Origin of the sequence: Sphingomonas sp. UNC305MFCol5.2 (assembly GCF_000712135.1) — a bacterium.
Lineage (GTDB): Bacteria > Pseudomonadota > Alphaproteobacteria > Sphingomonadales > Sphingomonadaceae > Sphingomonas.
This window is the reverse complement of record NZ_JOOE01000003.1, coordinates 251,469-265,413: the sequence shown is the minus strand read 5'-3', so window position 1 is coordinate 265,413 and position 13,945 is coordinate 251,469. Positions and strand designations below refer to the sequence as shown.

11 protein-coding genes and 1 pseudogene are annotated in these 13,945 nt (G+C 65.5%); 9 read left to right on the top strand and 3 right to left on the bottom strand.

The genetic code is table 11. The features are described 5' to 3' along the window. Positions 1-3 precede the first annotated feature (3 nt). The gene (locus tag BR78_RS0112910; RefSeq protein WP_029936650.1) at positions 4-1,113 is read left to right on the top strand and encodes an alkaline phosphatase; all 1,110 of its coding nucleotides are present in this window, start codon (positions 4-6) and stop codon (positions 1,111-1,113) included. Positions 1,114-1,146: 33 nt separating this feature from the next. On the opposite strand, the gene BR78_RS0112905 is transcribed toward BR78_RS0112910, so the two are convergent. The 3 genes from BR78_RS0112905 to pdxR form a co-directional block, all read right to left on the bottom strand. Then, positions 1,147-2,238 (bottom strand): Ca2+-dependent phosphoinositide-specific phospholipase C, encoded by a 1,092-nt coding sequence (locus BR78_RS0112905; RefSeq protein WP_029936649.1) that lies wholly within the window; start codon positions 2,236-2,238, stop codon positions 1,147-1,149. Then, entirely contained in the window at positions 2,238-4,898 is a 2,661-nt protein-coding gene (locus BR78_RS0112900; RefSeq protein ID WP_029936648.1) for a TonB-dependent receptor, read from the bottom strand. The genes BR78_RS0112905 and BR78_RS0112900 overlap by 1 nt, the downstream gene beginning before the upstream one ends. A 185-nt stretch (positions 4,899-5,083) precedes the next feature. After that, positions 5,084-6,565: a MocR-like pyridoxine biosynthesis transcription factor PdxR gene (gene pdxR / locus BR78_RS0112895; protein WP_081855768.1), complete on the bottom strand. Its 1,482-nt coding sequence runs from the start codon at positions 6,563-6,565 to the stop codon at positions 5,084-5,086. A gap of 14 nt (positions 6,566-6,579) precedes the next feature. On the opposite strand from pdxR, the gene BR78_RS0112890 reads away from it, so the two are divergent. From BR78_RS0112890 to BR78_RS0112855, 8 genes and pseudogenes are all read left to right on the top strand, one after another. Continuing rightward, on the top strand, positions 6,580-7,776 hold the full coding sequence (locus tag BR78_RS0112890; RefSeq protein ID WP_051683328.1) for an MFS transporter: 1,197 nt from the start codon (positions 6,580-6,582) through the stop codon (positions 7,774-7,776). 263 nt (positions 7,777-8,039) lie between these two features. Continuing rightward, positions 8,040-8,329: pseudogene (locus tag BR78_RS22170) on the top strand (IS110 family transposase); the annotation flags it as partial. A gap of 556 nt (positions 8,330-8,885) precedes the next feature. Then, entirely contained in the window at positions 8,886-9,887 is a 1,002-nt protein-coding gene (locus tag BR78_RS0112880) for a sigma-54 interaction domain-containing protein (RefSeq protein WP_051683325.1), read from the top strand. A 149-nt stretch (positions 9,888-10,036) separates the two neighbouring features. Further along, positions 10,037-10,309, top strand: coding sequence for a DUF3467 domain-containing protein (locus BR78_RS0112875; protein ID WP_029936644.1), 273 nt, complete (start codon positions 10,037-10,039; stop codon positions 10,307-10,309). After that, on the top strand, positions 10,302-10,913 hold the full coding sequence (locus BR78_RS20990) for a DUF4255 domain-containing protein (protein ID WP_051683324.1): 612 nt from the start codon (positions 10,302-10,304) through the stop codon (positions 10,911-10,913). The genes BR78_RS0112875 and BR78_RS20990 overlap by 8 nt, the downstream gene beginning before the upstream one ends. Next, complete coding sequence (locus BR78_RS0112865) at positions 10,910-11,710, top strand: hypothetical protein (protein ID WP_156022315.1); 801 nt, start codon at positions 10,910-10,912, stop codon at positions 11,708-11,710. The genes BR78_RS20990 and BR78_RS0112865 overlap by 4 nt, the downstream gene beginning before the upstream one ends. A 34-nt stretch (positions 11,711-11,744) precedes the next feature. Continuing rightward, a complete protein-coding gene (locus BR78_RS0112860; protein ID WP_029936641.1) occupies positions 11,745-13,466 on the top strand; it encodes a phage tail sheath family protein in 1,722 nt (573 codons plus the stop codon). A gap of 12 nt (positions 13,467-13,478) precedes the next feature. Further along, positions 13,479-13,931 carry a phage tail protein gene (locus tag BR78_RS0112855; RefSeq protein WP_029936640.1) on the top strand — a complete coding sequence of 151 codons (453 nt, stop codon included), beginning with the start codon at positions 13,479-13,481 and terminating at the stop codon, positions 13,929-13,931. Positions 13,932-13,945 lie beyond the last annotated feature (14 nt).

Genomic DNA, 13,945 nt, shown 5'->3' with positions numbered 1-13,945 from the left:
CACATGCGTTTTCCCGGCGTTCCGAAAGTCTCGATTGTTCTCGCGCTCGGCTGGCTGGCGGTCGCCGGCACCCTGCCCGCAAATGCACGGCCCGCCCGCAACGTGATCATCCTGCTGGGTGACGCGGGCGGCCTGCCGACCCTGAGTGCGGCAGGGATCCTCGCGCACGACCGCCCGCAATCGCTGTTCATCCAATCGATGCCGAACATCGCGCTGTCCGACACCTCCTCGCTCAACCGATGGGTGACGGACTCGGCCGCGGGGATGACTGCGATCGTCACTGGCCACAAGACCAATAACGGGATGGTATCGGTCATACCCTCGGCCGACGGATCGGCGGTCACGCGGGTGAAGACTTTGCTCGAATATGCCGAAGAACGCGGTCTCTCGACGGGGGTCGTCACCAATATGGCGATCTGGGACGCGACGCCCGCCGCTTGCTACGCGCATGTCGCGGCACGTTCCAGCAAGGACGAGATCTTCCGGCAATTGCTCGCGCCCCGGTTCGGAAACGGAGTCGACATCCTCATCGGAAAGGGCCTCGCGGATGCGAATGCCTCTTTCGCCAAGCTCGGCACGACCCCGGCGATCGCCTTCGCGGGGGCCGGCTATCGCTTCGGCGGCGATCCGGCTGCCGTGACGCGCGACACCAGGCGCGCCGCGGTCCTGCGGGATGAGGATTTCGCGGCGATACCGGCCGTCGAGGGCGCGATCGCGAGCCTCAGCCGAAACGGCAAAGGCTATTTCCTGATGGTCGAATGGGACATGCACACCGACGATCCCCAAAAGGGGCTCAGGCACGCCGTCGAGATGGACGACCTCGTCCGTCGCGTCAGCGCCATCGCCGGCGAAGACACGCTGATCCTGTTCGTCGCCGACCACAGCTTCGGGCTCAAGATGCGCGGCGGCGTCCGCGCGACGCCCTTTGCCAGTCAGTTCACCGGTGCGGCCGAAGACAAGGAATCCCCGATCGCCGTGGAGGATACCCATACCGGCGAGGAGGTCGTCGCTGCCGCGTCCGGACCCGGATCGGAAAAGGTTCGGGGCTTCCTGCCCAACACGCGGCTTTTCGAGATCATGATGCGCGCGCTGGGATGGAGCGCGACCAGATAATCGCTCGTTACAGACCTTCGCCGGCCGCTCGGATCAGGGACGGAGCCGGCAGCCGGCGGAGATTCGCGCAGGGCTGCACCGCGCCATTGCCTGCCCGGGCAGCGTCACCACGAAACCGAGATGCAGCGGGTCGGGCGCGCCGGGATAATAATCGGTGCTGACGGCCTGCGCGCCGCTCGCCATGGCAGCGCGCGCCTTGGCGAGATCGTGGGCGCGCGCCTCGACCGTGTTGGCGTCGGTGCGGGTCCGCACGATCATTCCCTCCGCCACCCAGCGCCGGATGCGTTCGCCGTCGACGAGCGGGTCCTGCACGATCTGGATCGCCGCTTCGGGCTGGTCGTCGGGATACCAGCCGAACATCGTGCGCCCGGCCAGCGACGGATGTCCGGCGCGATAGACGTCGGACACGGCGGCGCGCACGTCGAGCAGGACATAGATGCGGCCGCGCGCCGCCGACAGCGCCGGCCAGCCGCGGCTGCGCACCGCTTCGCGCAGTGTCGGCGCCGCCCCGCGCACTTCGTCGGGCGTGATCAGGCGCTTGCCCGGCAGCACCGAGCGGATCTCGCCGTCCAGCGCGTCGAGAAGGCGCTTGTCGTCGAGCGGCAAGGGCACGGTGATCCCCGGGCGGCCAGAGGGCGTATCGGCGGCGTTGATCGTGATCATGATCGGCAGATGATCGGGATGCGCGCGCGACCAGCGGTCGACCTCGCCGAGGCAGCCGACCAGCGTCGCGCACGTGCTCAGATAGTCGATATCGGGGATGTGAAAGACCTTGAACCCCGGCTTGAGCATCGCCGCGCGATCGAAGCCGGTATGCTCGCCTGCCGCCTTTGCCCAGGCTTCGCCCTTGGGATCGGCGTAGCGCCCGCCTTCGGGATCGGCGAAGACGTCGATCTCGAGTTGACGGACGCTCGCGTCGAGCTGCCGGCGCAGCGGCACATGGTAATAATCGAGCCCCTCGGCGCTCTTCGGCTCCATCGCGCGCAGCTTCGCCATCACCGCCGCCGGGATCCGCGCCTTGAAGCTGTTGTGCGAGCCGATGACCTGCACGTCGTTCATCGCCGGCGGGGTCGCCGCCGCGCCGGCCAAGGCCAGCGCAGCGACGGTGAGAAGCCCCTTGATCATCAGAACTCCGTCCGCACGCCGAACAGGATCGTCCGGCCCCAATAATGGATCTCATTGTAGCGGATCGGATCGTCGCTGTAGCTATATTGACGCGCGCCGGCGAGGTTGATCCCCTCGAGGCTCACCGTGGTCTTGTCGGTCACCCTGACCGACAGGTTGCCGTCGAGCGAGCCGAACGCATCGACATAGCTCGGGGTGTTGGTGGTGCTGCCGGTGCCCGCCAGATATTTGTCCCGCCACGTATAAGACAGCCGAGCCGAGAGCGGACCGTTGTCGTAGAAGCCGACCAGGTTGAAGCTGTTCTTCGAAAGCCCGATCAGCTGGTCCTTGATGCTCCGGGAGCCCGCGGTGTAGTTCGATTCGACCGACGTATGCGTGTACGATGCCTGGATGCCGAGCCCGTCGAAAGGCTTGGGCAGGAAGGTGAACACCTGGTTGTACGCAGCTTCCGCGCCATAGACCTTGGCGTCACCGCCGTTGACCTGCGTGCTCAGCAGGATCTGCCCCCGGCCCGGGATTTCGACATAGACGTTCTGGGCGGTGATGTAATCGTCCATCGCCTTGTAGAACAGCGCACCGGTCAGCGAGCCCTTGCGGCTGAAATACCATTCCAGCGAGCCGTCGAACTGGGTGGCGACGAACGGGACCAGGTCGGGGTTGCCGCCGCTGCCGGTCGCCGCGTCGGTCGAGACGCTGATCTGCGGCGAGCTTTGCGTGACGTTCGGCCGGGTCAGCACGCGGCTGGCGGCGAGGCGCGCGACGAGGGTCGGGCTCAGTTCGGCGCGCAGGTTGAAGCTGGGCAGCCAATTGTTGAAGGTCTTGGGGAAGCTTGCCGGAGTCGGCGTACTGCCAAGGATCAGCGTGCCGCTCGACACCTGATCGGTGTGCACATAACGAACCCCGATATTACCGGTGATGCTTGCACCGATGGCGTAGTCAGCGCGGACATAGCCGCTCGCGGTCTTCTCCGTCACCACATAAGACGCGCGCTTGTCGCCGTTCGAAAGCGGCGCATTGGCCACCGCGGGGGTGAACAATTTGTCGTAGAAGACGCTGGTGATCGGCACGATCCAGGTGCGCGGCGCATTGCCCGGGACGCCGCTCAGGAAATCGTCATACGGGATCGTCTCATAGCCGTTCGGCGCGAAGCTGTTCAGTGGAACCGGCACGGTGCCCGGATCGACCGTGAAATCGCGCCGCGCATAATCGCGCTTGCGCCAATGATACTCGCCGCCCGCCGCGATCCTGCTCAGGAAGCCGTCCATCGAATGGCCGACGTCGAGGCGCGCATACCAGTCCCAGTCCTTGCTGTTCTTCGGCGCGATGTTGAACGGATATAGTCGGAAATTGGCCGGGTTGGTCGGGTCGACCGGGGTAGTGAATGTCGGGATCACCTTGTACCCGCCCGAAGCGTCATAGGTCAGCGGCGCGTTGAACTGGATGCGGCTGCGCACCGTGCCTTCGGCATAGCTCGGGTGGAAGCTGTGCGCGTACGACCAGTTGACGTTCGCCGTGACGTCCCAGCCCTCGGGCTTCCAGCTCTGCTTCAATCCGACGCTGAGCAGGTCGTGGCGGTTGAGGCTGTATTCGCGCGTGCCCATGAAGCGCACATTGTTGATCGTCGCCGCGACCACGGTGTTCCCCTCGACCTTGACCGATCCGGGCACGACCGAAACGCCGGGATCGTCGGGATAGATGTCGAGGCCGAACTCGTCATAGGCGACGTCGAGCCTTGTGCCGAGCACGTCGAGCGTCGTCTCGAGCTCGTCCGAGGGGCGCCACTGCGCGGAGATCAGCCCCGAATAGCGCTCGCGATTCTCGGTCTCGATCGTCGGACGCGTGCGGATCGGGGTGTACAGGCCTGTCGGAAGCCCGCCGGCAGCGGGAGCGGTGAACCGGTTCAGGATCCAGCCGTTATTGTACCAGCGGTCGTTGCGCACCGCCTTCGACCAATATTGCGCGCCGGCGAGTAGCCCGAAGGTGCCGTCCTCCGACTTGTAGCTGGTGATCGCGGTGGCGTTCGGCTTCACCTTCTCGGTCATCGTGGTGTAGGTGCCGCGCAGGTTGAGCGTGGTCTTGGTGCCGACGTCGAGCGGGTGGAAGGTCTTGACGTCGATATTGCCGCCCAGCGCGCCCTCGGTCATGTCGGCGGTCGGCGTCTTGACCACATCGATCTGCGACACGAACTCGGCGGGCAGCATCTCGAAGCGGAACTGGCGGCCATTGGCGCCGCCGTTCTCGATCAGGTCGTTGATCGCGACGCTGCGGCCGTTGAGCATCGTGCTCTGGAATTGCGGCCCGAGCCCGCGCACGCTGACATAGAGCCCTTCGCCGCGCGGCCGGGTGATCGCCACGCCGGTGACGAGTTGCAGCGCCTCGGCGACGTTCTGGGTGGGGAATTTGCCGATATCGGTCGAGTTGATCGAGTCGACGCCATAGGCGGCCTGGCGTTTGGTCTCGGTCGCCGCGGCGAGGCTGCGCGCATAAGAGCCGGTGACGACGATATCCTCGTCGCTGTCGCTCTGCACGTCCGCCGGGCTGGACGCCGTGTCATCGGCGGCGGCGGCGCCCGCGGTCTGCGCGCGCGCGGAGGGGGCCAGGCCCAGTGCGAACATGGTGAACGGCAAGGTCGCCCAAAGCAGGCGTGAATAGCGCGACATTTTTTGGTTTCTCCCCCGGGCCAGATGGCCGGCGGAGCCGCCAATAGGGTGGCGCTATTGCGGTTTGGCGGCGCAGCCGTTGCAGAACGGTTTAATGTCTCGGGCAGCTGGATGACACCGCACGGGATTCCCGGAGCCGTCCATCCGCAGGTCACCGTGCCTTCCTGCCCGGGCCACCCGGTTCCTCACGAGGCGCCACGCATCGGCCGACCGGCGAGGATCTCGCTTAGGATCCTGACGCTGTGATCGATGCCGCTCTCCGATATCCGGCCATAGCCAAGGAACAATCGTCGCGGACCGGCTGCGGTCGCGCTGTATCGTCCGAGTCCCTCGGTGGCGAAACCACGGCGCAGCAAGGCCGCGAGGATCGCCGCCTCACCGCCCGCGTCCACGTCCTGCGGAAGCTGCAAGGTGACGTGAAGACCGGCGGCTGCGCCTTCCACCTTTAGCCCGGGCAATGCTTCGCGGAGCCGCGTCAGCAGGTGATTGCGGCGATCGCGGTACAGACGCCGCATCCTGCGCAATTGCCGGTCATAGGCCCCCGATCCGATCAGCTCTGCAAGCGCATCCTGATCGATCCGCGGCGGACCCTCGCTCCAGCGGCGCAGTTCGGCGTTCATCGGGCCGACGAGATCAGGCGGGACGACGAGCCATCCCAGGCGGAGCGCAGGCGCCAATGTCTTGCTGGCGGTTCCCGCATAGACGATCCGGTCCGGCGCAAGGCCCTGGAGCGCGCCCACCGGTGCCTGATCGTATCGGAATTCGGCGTCGTAATCGTCCTCCAGCGCCAGGGCATCGCGCTCGCGCAGCCATCGCACCAGATATTGCCGCCGTTCGGCACTCAGAACGCCGCCGATCGGAAACTGGTGAGACGGGGTGACGAACACGGCCTCGGCCCCCGATCCGGCGAGTGCCTCAACCCGCATGCCGTGCGCGTCGACCGGTATCGGCAGGCGCGAGAGCCCGGATCTGTCCACCGAGCTCCATTCGCTGTAACTCGGATCTTCGACAGCAAGGCGCCGCGCGCCACGCGCGTAAAAGGCAGCGCAGGTCAGCGCCCGGCCTTCCGCGAAACCGCTGGTGACGAAGATGCGGGACGGGTCGGCAATCACACCGCGTACGCGTCCCAAATAATCGGCCAGCGCCCGGCGCAGGACCGGGCTGCCGCGCAAATCGCCATAGCCGAGATCGCTTGCCGGAAGGTTGTTGAGCACGGTCCGGATCGCCCGCATCCACGCCTTGCGGGGAAACATGCCGACATCGGGCATGGCGGGGCGGAGGTCGAAACGGATCGAATCCGCGGCCGGTACGTCCTGCGCGTCGGGGCCGGGCGCGCTGCTGCGATCGACGATCACCATGGGCCGGGCGCCCTGCCGCAAGGCAAGATAGCCTTCCGCGGCAAGCTGAGCATAGGCGTCGACCACGAGCGGACGCGAGACGCCGAGTTGCCCGGCGAGTGCTCGCGTCGAAGGAAGGCGGACGCCGCGGCGCAAGGCGCCTGAACGGATCGCCTCGAGCAGCCTCCGGCGCAGCTGCGACCCCAGACTCTCGGCCGCGTCGCGATCGAGTGAGAGGGGCAGGTCGGATGCCGAACTGGTCAGTAATTTTCTCCGAAAACTGGTAATTTTTTTAGGTCCAGTAGCACGGTACAGCCGATGGGCATCCATGCTGGAGAGAGAAAATGGCCATGATCGCTCTTGATGCGCCGGCAGGCGCCGCCCCTGACGAACCGATCCTCACATCGGCCACGCTTGCCCTTTCCGGGTTGATGATAGCGGCGATGAGCGGCTTCTATCTGCTGCTCTCGGCCGTGCCCGCGCACATCGCTGCCCTCGGCGGGGACTTCGCCGCAGGATTGGCGACGAGCGCGCTGATGGCCACCACGATCGCAGGGGAGCTTTTTGCCCCCCGGATCATCGCGCGGTTCGGTCGCGGCCGGGCGATGTTATTGGCGCTCCTGGTGCTGGCCGTTCCGTCGCTTACCAGTTTCTCCGGCAATATTTCGGTGGTGCTGCTGAGCTGCGCGGCGCGCGGCCTCGGACTCGGAGTCCTGCTGGTCGCGGCGTGCGGGCTCGCCGCCACGCTCGCGCCGCCGACGCGGCGGGCAGAGGCCATGGGTATTTACGGCGCGGCTTCGGCGATCCCGGCGATCTTGTGTGTACCGCTCGGGCCCTGGGCTTTGGCCCAATTCGGATCGGTGGCGATCGGAGCTGCCGCTGCCGTGCTGACGCTGGCCGGCATCGTCTGCATCGCCTTTTTACCGCGCCGCGGCGGGGATCCAGAGACGGCTGCCCACGCACATGGCCTGCCGGCGTTGCGCGCCGCCGCCTGGCCGACCACCGCGCTCGCACTCGGCGCGATCGTGATCGGCGCGACCGTCACCTTCCTGCCGCTGGCGCATTCCGAGCTGGGTATGGGCACGATCATGCTGGCCTTGCTGCTGCAGGGCCTGGCATCCGCGATCGCCCGCTGGGGTTCGGGACGGATGGTCGATCGCCATGGCCCGCAAGGCGCGATGATGCTGGGCATCGCGCTGGCGGCCTGCGCGATCCTCATGCTCGCGTTCCCGGGCGATATCGCGGTGCTCGGGGGAATGCTGCTCAGCGGTATCGCGTTCGGGATCCTGCAGACCGCCAGCCTCGCACAATTGCTCGCCCGCGCGACGGCGAGCCAGGTCGATGGCGCAAGCGCATTGTGGAATGCCGCTTACGATGCTGGACTTGGCCTCGGCGGTTTCGCCCTCGGCGCCCTTGCGACGACCTCCGGTTATGCCGCGGCGTTCATGATCACCGGCGGCGGGATCGCAGTGCTTGCCGTGACCGTCTTCCGACTTTTCGAAGCACCGAGGGCGGCGTGCTGCGCTCGGGAATCGCGCTGAGCGCGGGGGCTTCCCTGTGGGGAAAACACCCTAGGTTGGTGCTCATCCGAGGTTCATTAAAATCGCAGATATCCGTCACGTGACCGAGGTAATCACTTACGGTTTCCGGGGAGGGCCGTGCACGGCTCTCCCCGTTATTCGGCCTTTCGGACGCCGCACACGGTATGCTTTCGACCATTGACGCCCAAAGCGGATGGGGGGACGCACCCGACGGCCCTGGTGTGCCAGAGTGGAGGTGTCGAGCATCGCTGAGGGAGGCCTCCGTGTCGGAGGTTATCACGATCGGGTTGGATATCGCGAAGGCTGTCTTCCACGCGCACGGCGTGAATGCGAGCGTGAAGCAGATATTCAGCCAATGCTGAGCCGGAGCAAGCTGCTGGACTTTATTGGGCAGTAGCCGCGCTGTTTGATCGCGATGGAAGCGCGCAGCGGGGCGCACCATTGGGCACGGGGGTTTGTGGCGATCGGGCACGAGGTCCGGTTGATCCCGCCCGCTTATGTGAAGCCATTCGTCAAGCGCCAGAAGAACGATGCCGCCGATGCCGAACCATTGCTCGCCCGTCAGCCAATACAGATCGCGCATCTTCATCTCCTCGCGGAGCCTGAATCAGATCGCGCCGTTCATATCCATGGGTCCTGACCTTGGTTCGGGGCGAGCATCTGCCCTGGATTATATGACACCACAAGGAGCCGGGAGATGAGGAGTACATGAAGATTCCGGAAAAATTGGCGAACGCAATTGGCCATAATGTGCTGTAAGTTCAAGTAAACTCGCTATTTTAATCAATGGCGAAGCGATATGAGTGGAGCTGCCCCGCAGGATTATGCTCAGAGTTATGCTTCTTTATTATTACGCTTTAACGCGATGAATCGGAGTATATCATCTATGATGATAATTTAATTCTACCTGCAGAGGTAGACTCCAAACCGACGCGTTGTATCATGTCTGCCATTGAGGTACTTTCCCTATCGATGGCCACGCGTTGTCGAGTCCATCCAAGCCAAGTCGCACTTTCGCATCTAGGGTTGCCGCAACGGACCTGACGCGGACCATGCGAGTCCCGCGCGATTCTCCGTTGTCGCACCTGGTAGAGTTCTTGGGGGACGGCATGGAAGACCTTCGCGAACCGCTCGCCATGGCAAAGGGTGCGGGCGTCGCCGCGCCCGAGCCACAAGACCTTGTCGGCCAAAGCCGCGCAATCGAGCACATACGCGGCATGATCCGCCGCTTGCGGGGCCCGAGCAGCACCACTTTGATCCAGGGCGAGACTGGCACCGGCAAGGAAGTCGTCGCGCTGATGCTCCACCGCAGCAGCAATCGCGCCAAGGCGCCGCTTGTCGCGGTCAATTGCGCGGCGATCCCCGAGACGCTGATCGAGGGCGAATTGTTTGGCTATGAAAAGGGCGCGTTTTCCTCGGCCAATCACGCGCATCCGGGCAAGTTCCGGCTCGCCGACAAGGGCACGTTGTTCCTCGACGAAGTCGGCGAGCTCAGCGCCGGCGCGCAGGCCAAGATTCTGCGCTCGCTCGAATCGGGTGAAGTCTTTCCGCTCGGATCGACCAAGGCCGTGCGGGTCGACGTCCGCGTCGTCGCAGCGACCAATCGCGATCTCGCCAGCGAAGTCGAGAAAGGCAATTTCCGCGCCGACCTCTATTATCGCCTCGCGGTGATTCAGCTGCTGATCCCACCGCTACGCGATCGGCGCGAAGACATCGTTCCGATCGCGCGCGCACTGCTCGAGCGTATCTGCGCGGAGATCGGCGTTGCGGTGCCCTCCTTGAGCAAGAGCTTGCTCGCTGCGCTCGAAGGTCATGGCTGGCCGGGCAATGTCCGCGAGATGCGCAATGCGCTCGAGCACGCCGTCGTCGTCGCGATGGATCCCGAGCGGCTCGATGTCGACGATCTTCCACCGACGATCGGCGTCGGCCCGGTGCCGTCGGGCGACAGCTTTCCGCCGGGCACCGAACGCGAGACGCTGCTGCGTGCACTCGCGCGCGCCAATGGCAAGAAGGCCGAGGCGGCGCGCATGCTCAATTGCTCGCGGATGACACTGTATCGCCGGCTCGAGCGCGCCCGCCTGGACGATGTGCCGGCGTTTTCGCCAGCGTAACACCTGTCACGGCAAGTGACGGTGCACCGTCACATCCTGCCGCCGCGGCGCATTGGCCCGCCGCACTAACCCGCTGAACCTGCACATATTCCCCGATTGGCACGGCTGTTGCGATGCGGCGGCTGCGCAGGGAGCGCGGGAGATAGGGGATGAGTGAGGGCAAGGATGAGGAGGCACGCGGCGCGCCCGCGGCACCAGCGCCCCTTGCCCGCCTCTACGTCAATCACCTGCAGCTTGCCGTCAGTCTGTCCGATGTGCGCATCGATCTGAGCCAGATCCAGCCAGGGAGCCAGGTGCCGACGCATCAGGTCCGTCTGGTCAGCAGCCCCGACTATCTGTTGACGATGCAACGCGAGATCGGCGGCGCGATCGATCGCTATCAGCAGCAGTTCGGCACGATCGCGGGCGGCGCGCATGGCTGAGCTCGGCGCGGTCAATCTGGTCGGCGAGTCGATCGTGGCAGTGCTGCGCGCACGGCGTTCGTTGCTTCAGGCCGAGGGTCGGCTCGATCCGGTGCCGGCGGCTGCGGAAATCGCGCACGTCCCGCTGTCGAAACTGACCGGCGCCTCTCCGCCTACCGGAGGACTGTCGCTCACTTGCTATCATGTCGGCCGCTCGGACAGCGTGATCGGGCGCGGTCCAATGGGCGATCCTTCGCAAGGCGCCGGGATTTCGCTCGAACTCTCTTATCTACTCGCCTGCTGGTCGACGACGACGCTCGAGGAGCAGGCATTGCTCAGTTGGGCGATGCTCGAACTCGATCGCTATCCGATCCTCGATCAGGGCCAATTGCTCGGCGGCGCGACTTGGTCGCGCGGTGAGAGTGTTCAGATCGTGCCGGACGATTCGGATCCCGAGCGGCTGTTCCGTTTGTGGGAAGCGCTCAAACTCAAACATCATCTGTCGGCGCTCTACAAGGCGCGCGTTATCCGGATCGGTTACCGGCCGACCGTCGATGCGCCGCCGGTCGCGGCCAGCCGCTTCTCGTTTGCCGATGGCGATCCGATCGCGGAGCCGGCGCTGTGACGATGATGCTTGCCCCCGATCTCCTCGATCGGCGCGGACTCGCCTTGCTCGCCTTTGTCGATGGCTATGGCCGGGCCGTCGACGGACCGGTGCAGATACGGGGCGACGGCGTGCAGATCGTGCCCAAGGGGGGCGGCCGCTACGCACTGACCGCGGCCAAGGGCTTCGAGACTTATGCCGCCACCTTCGACAGCGCGCCGGCGCACGCCGCCGCGCCGATCCAGCTCGATTGTACCCCGGCAAGCCGCGCCTATCTACCGCGACGATATAAATTGCAGCTGCCACGCGATGCCGATCCGGCGCACTTGAACCAGACCGGTTCGCTGTTCCAGCCTGTGGCGATCGAATTACTGCCTGCCGCCACTGCGCAACCGATCGGCAGCGCCGTGGTGTTGCGCGTCTCGGTCAAGCGCTCGGACGACGGGCGAGCAGTCGAGCACGCACTGGTCCGCGCGCAGACCGACAACGGCCTGTTCGCGGCGCGTGGGCTCACCGACGCTCGCGGCGAGGCGGTCCTCTTGTTCCCAGTGCTGCCGCTGAGCTTCGCCGGCGCCGGCGCAACGGTCGACCGCGATATCGCCGCGCGCGTGATCGTTGACGCCGATCCGGCGGCCGCCTTGTTCCACGCCCCGGCTGATATGCCCACAGCAGCGCGCGACGCAGCGACGCGGACCGCCGGCCATCCCGATCCCGATGCGCTTGCCGCGGCGCTGCCGGCGAATTTCCCGAGCGGCACGGCTCTCCGCATCGCGGCAGGCCGCCAGTTTTCCCTCGCGCTGACCTGGACGGCGCCATGATTCGCCCGAACCGCACTCGGAAGGAGGCACGCTAATGCCCGAATATCTTGCACCAGCGGTGTTCGTAGAAGAGACGAGCTTCCGCGCCAAATCGATCGAAGGTGTGGGAACCAGCACCTGCGCGTTCGTCGGCATGACAGCGCGCGGCCCGGTCAGCCTTGCGCCCAGCGATCCGACACCGCCGCTGCTGACCAGCTTTGCCGACTATGAACGATATTATGGTGGAGTCGACGACCTCACCATCGGCGGCAATGCGGCGCGCAATTACCTTGCGCTCGCTGCGCAGGCATTTTTCAACAATGGCGGCGGGCGGCTCTATGTCGCGCGCATCCTCGGCGCGGCGGCGGCGGCCGGCGCCGGGGTCGTGCTCAATTCGGGTACTCCCGCCGCCGCCAAGAAGCTGACGCTTTCGGCGCGCACCGCCGCCGGCGCCAAGATCGCGGGCAGCGACGCCAATTTCCGCGTGACCATCGTCGAAAGCGCACTGCCGACGACCAAGAAACTCGCGCTCAAGCAGCCCGCCGGTACCTTGGTCCTCGTCGGCACCGACATGTTCGTGGTCGGCACGACGGACGTGATCGCGGCGACCGACGACGCCTGCTCGATCCTGAGCTATAGCGTGCTGGTCGAGGATCCGACCGGCCCGGTTTATGAAGCGGGCGGGCTCGGCGTGCATCCCAAGCATCCGCGCTTCCTCAACGCCGTGCTCGGCGCCAAGCCGGCTTCGGCAAGCGACGCACTGACCAATCCGATCACGCTCGATGTTGGCACCGGGGCGAGCGCGGCCGAAGCCCGTGCTGCGCTGATGAACACCGCTACCGACGGCGTTCGCGTAGTCTCGCTCACTGGCGGCAGCGACGGAACGGGCGGTCCGAGCGCCGCCGATTACGCGACGGCGCTGGATTCGCTGCTCGCGCTCGAGGATGTCTCGATCGTCGCGGCGCCTGGCGCATCGAGCTTCGCGGCGCCGCTTCCTGCCGCGGTCAATCAAAGCCTGATCGGTCATGCCGAGGCGCGCCGCGCCTATCGCATCGCCGTGCTCGATACCCCACCCGGGCTCGAAGTCACTGCCGATCCGAGCGTGAAATCGCTCAAGAGCCTGATCGACAGCAAATATGCCGCGCTTTATTACCCGTGGATCACGATCGCCAATCCGCTCGCGGCGACCGATCCCAGCCAGCCTTCACTGATCGACGTGCCGCCTTCGGGCGCGGTGTGCGGCATCTATGCCCGCAACGACGTCCAGCGCGGCGTGTGGAAAGCGCCCGCCAACGAGACGGTGACCGGCGCGCTGGCGCTGCAGCGCGACGTTCGCTTCGGCGAGCAGGAAGTGCTCAATCCGCTTGGCATCAATTGCATCCGGGCATTGTCGGGGCGCGGCATCCGGGTGTGGGGCGCGCGCACCACCAGCTCCGATCCCGAGTGGAAATACGTCAATATCCGCAGATACTTCCTGTATCTGGAGGCGTCGATAGACCGGGGCACCCAATGGGCCGTGTTCGAGCCGAACGGAGAGGCTCTGTGGGCCAATGTGCGCACCACGGTCTCGGACTTTCTGTACAATGAATGGGTCTCGGGGGCGCTGCTCGGCGCCAGCCCCAAGGAAGCGTTCTTCGTCCGCTGCGATCGCACGACGATGACTCAGAACGACTTGGATAACGGCCGTCTGATCTGTCTGGTCGGCGTCGCCGCGATCAAACCCGCCGAATTCGTCATCTTCCGCATCGGCCAGAAAACGGCCGATGCCCGCGGATAAGGAGTGAACCCGATGGCACGCGAAACACCCTTCGGCGCCTATAATTTCATCGTCGAATTCGATGGCAACGAGGCTGCCAATACCGCCCTTGGCGGCTTCTCCGACGTGTCGGGGATCGGCACCGAGATCACGCTCATGGAATACCGCCAGGGCAACGATAAAGAGAACCGGGTGCGCAAGATACCGGGGATGCACAAGGCGGGCGACGTCACGCTCAAGCGCGGCATCATGGGCCAAGTCAACTTCTGGGACTGGATCCGCATCACCCGCGTCGATCCCACGCACAAGCGCACCGTGATGATCACCTTGCAGGACGAGCAGCGCAACGCCGTGCTGCGGTGGAAGCTGATCAACGCGCGGCCGATGAAGTTCACCGGGCCCACGCTCGCCGCCAAGGGAGGCAGCGACGTCGCGATGGAGGAACTGGTGGTCGCGATCGAAGACTTGGAATTCGTCACCGAATAACAGCGAGCGAGCGG

Coding starts and splice junctions, on each gene's coding strand:
- BR78_RS0112900 (WP_029936648.1), bottom strand. CDS start 4,898: ATGTCGCGCTATTCACGCCTGCTTTGGGCGACCTTGCCGTTCACCATG.
- BR78_RS0112875 (WP_029936644.1), top strand. CDS start 10,037: ATGAGTGAGGGCAAGGATGAGGAGGCACGCGGCGCGCCCGCGGCACCA.
- pdxR (WP_081855768.1), bottom strand. CDS start 6,565: ATGGATGCCCATCGGCTGTACCGTGCTACTGGACCTAAAAAAATTACC.
- BR78_RS0112880 (WP_051683325.1), top strand. CDS start 8,886: ATGGAAGACCTTCGCGAACCGCTCGCCATGGCAAAGGGTGCGGGCGTC.
- BR78_RS0112860 (WP_029936641.1), top strand. CDS start 11,745: ATGCCCGAATATCTTGCACCAGCGGTGTTCGTAGAAGAGACGAGCTTC.
- BR78_RS0112910 (WP_029936650.1), top strand. CDS start 4: ATGCGTTTTCCCGGCGTTCCGAAAGTCTCGATTGTTCTCGCGCTCGGC.
- BR78_RS0112890 (WP_051683328.1), top strand. CDS start 6,580: ATGGCCATGATCGCTCTTGATGCGCCGGCAGGCGCCGCCCCTGACGAA.
- BR78_RS0112905 (WP_029936649.1), bottom strand. CDS start 2,238: ATGATCAAGGGGCTTCTCACCGTCGCTGCGCTGGCCTTGGCCGGCGCG.
- BR78_RS20990 (WP_051683324.1), top strand. CDS start 10,302: ATGGCTGAGCTCGGCGCGGTCAATCTGGTCGGCGAGTCGATCGTGGCA.
- BR78_RS0112855 (WP_029936640.1), top strand. CDS start 13,479: ATGGCACGCGAAACACCCTTCGGCGCCTATAATTTCATCGTCGAATTC.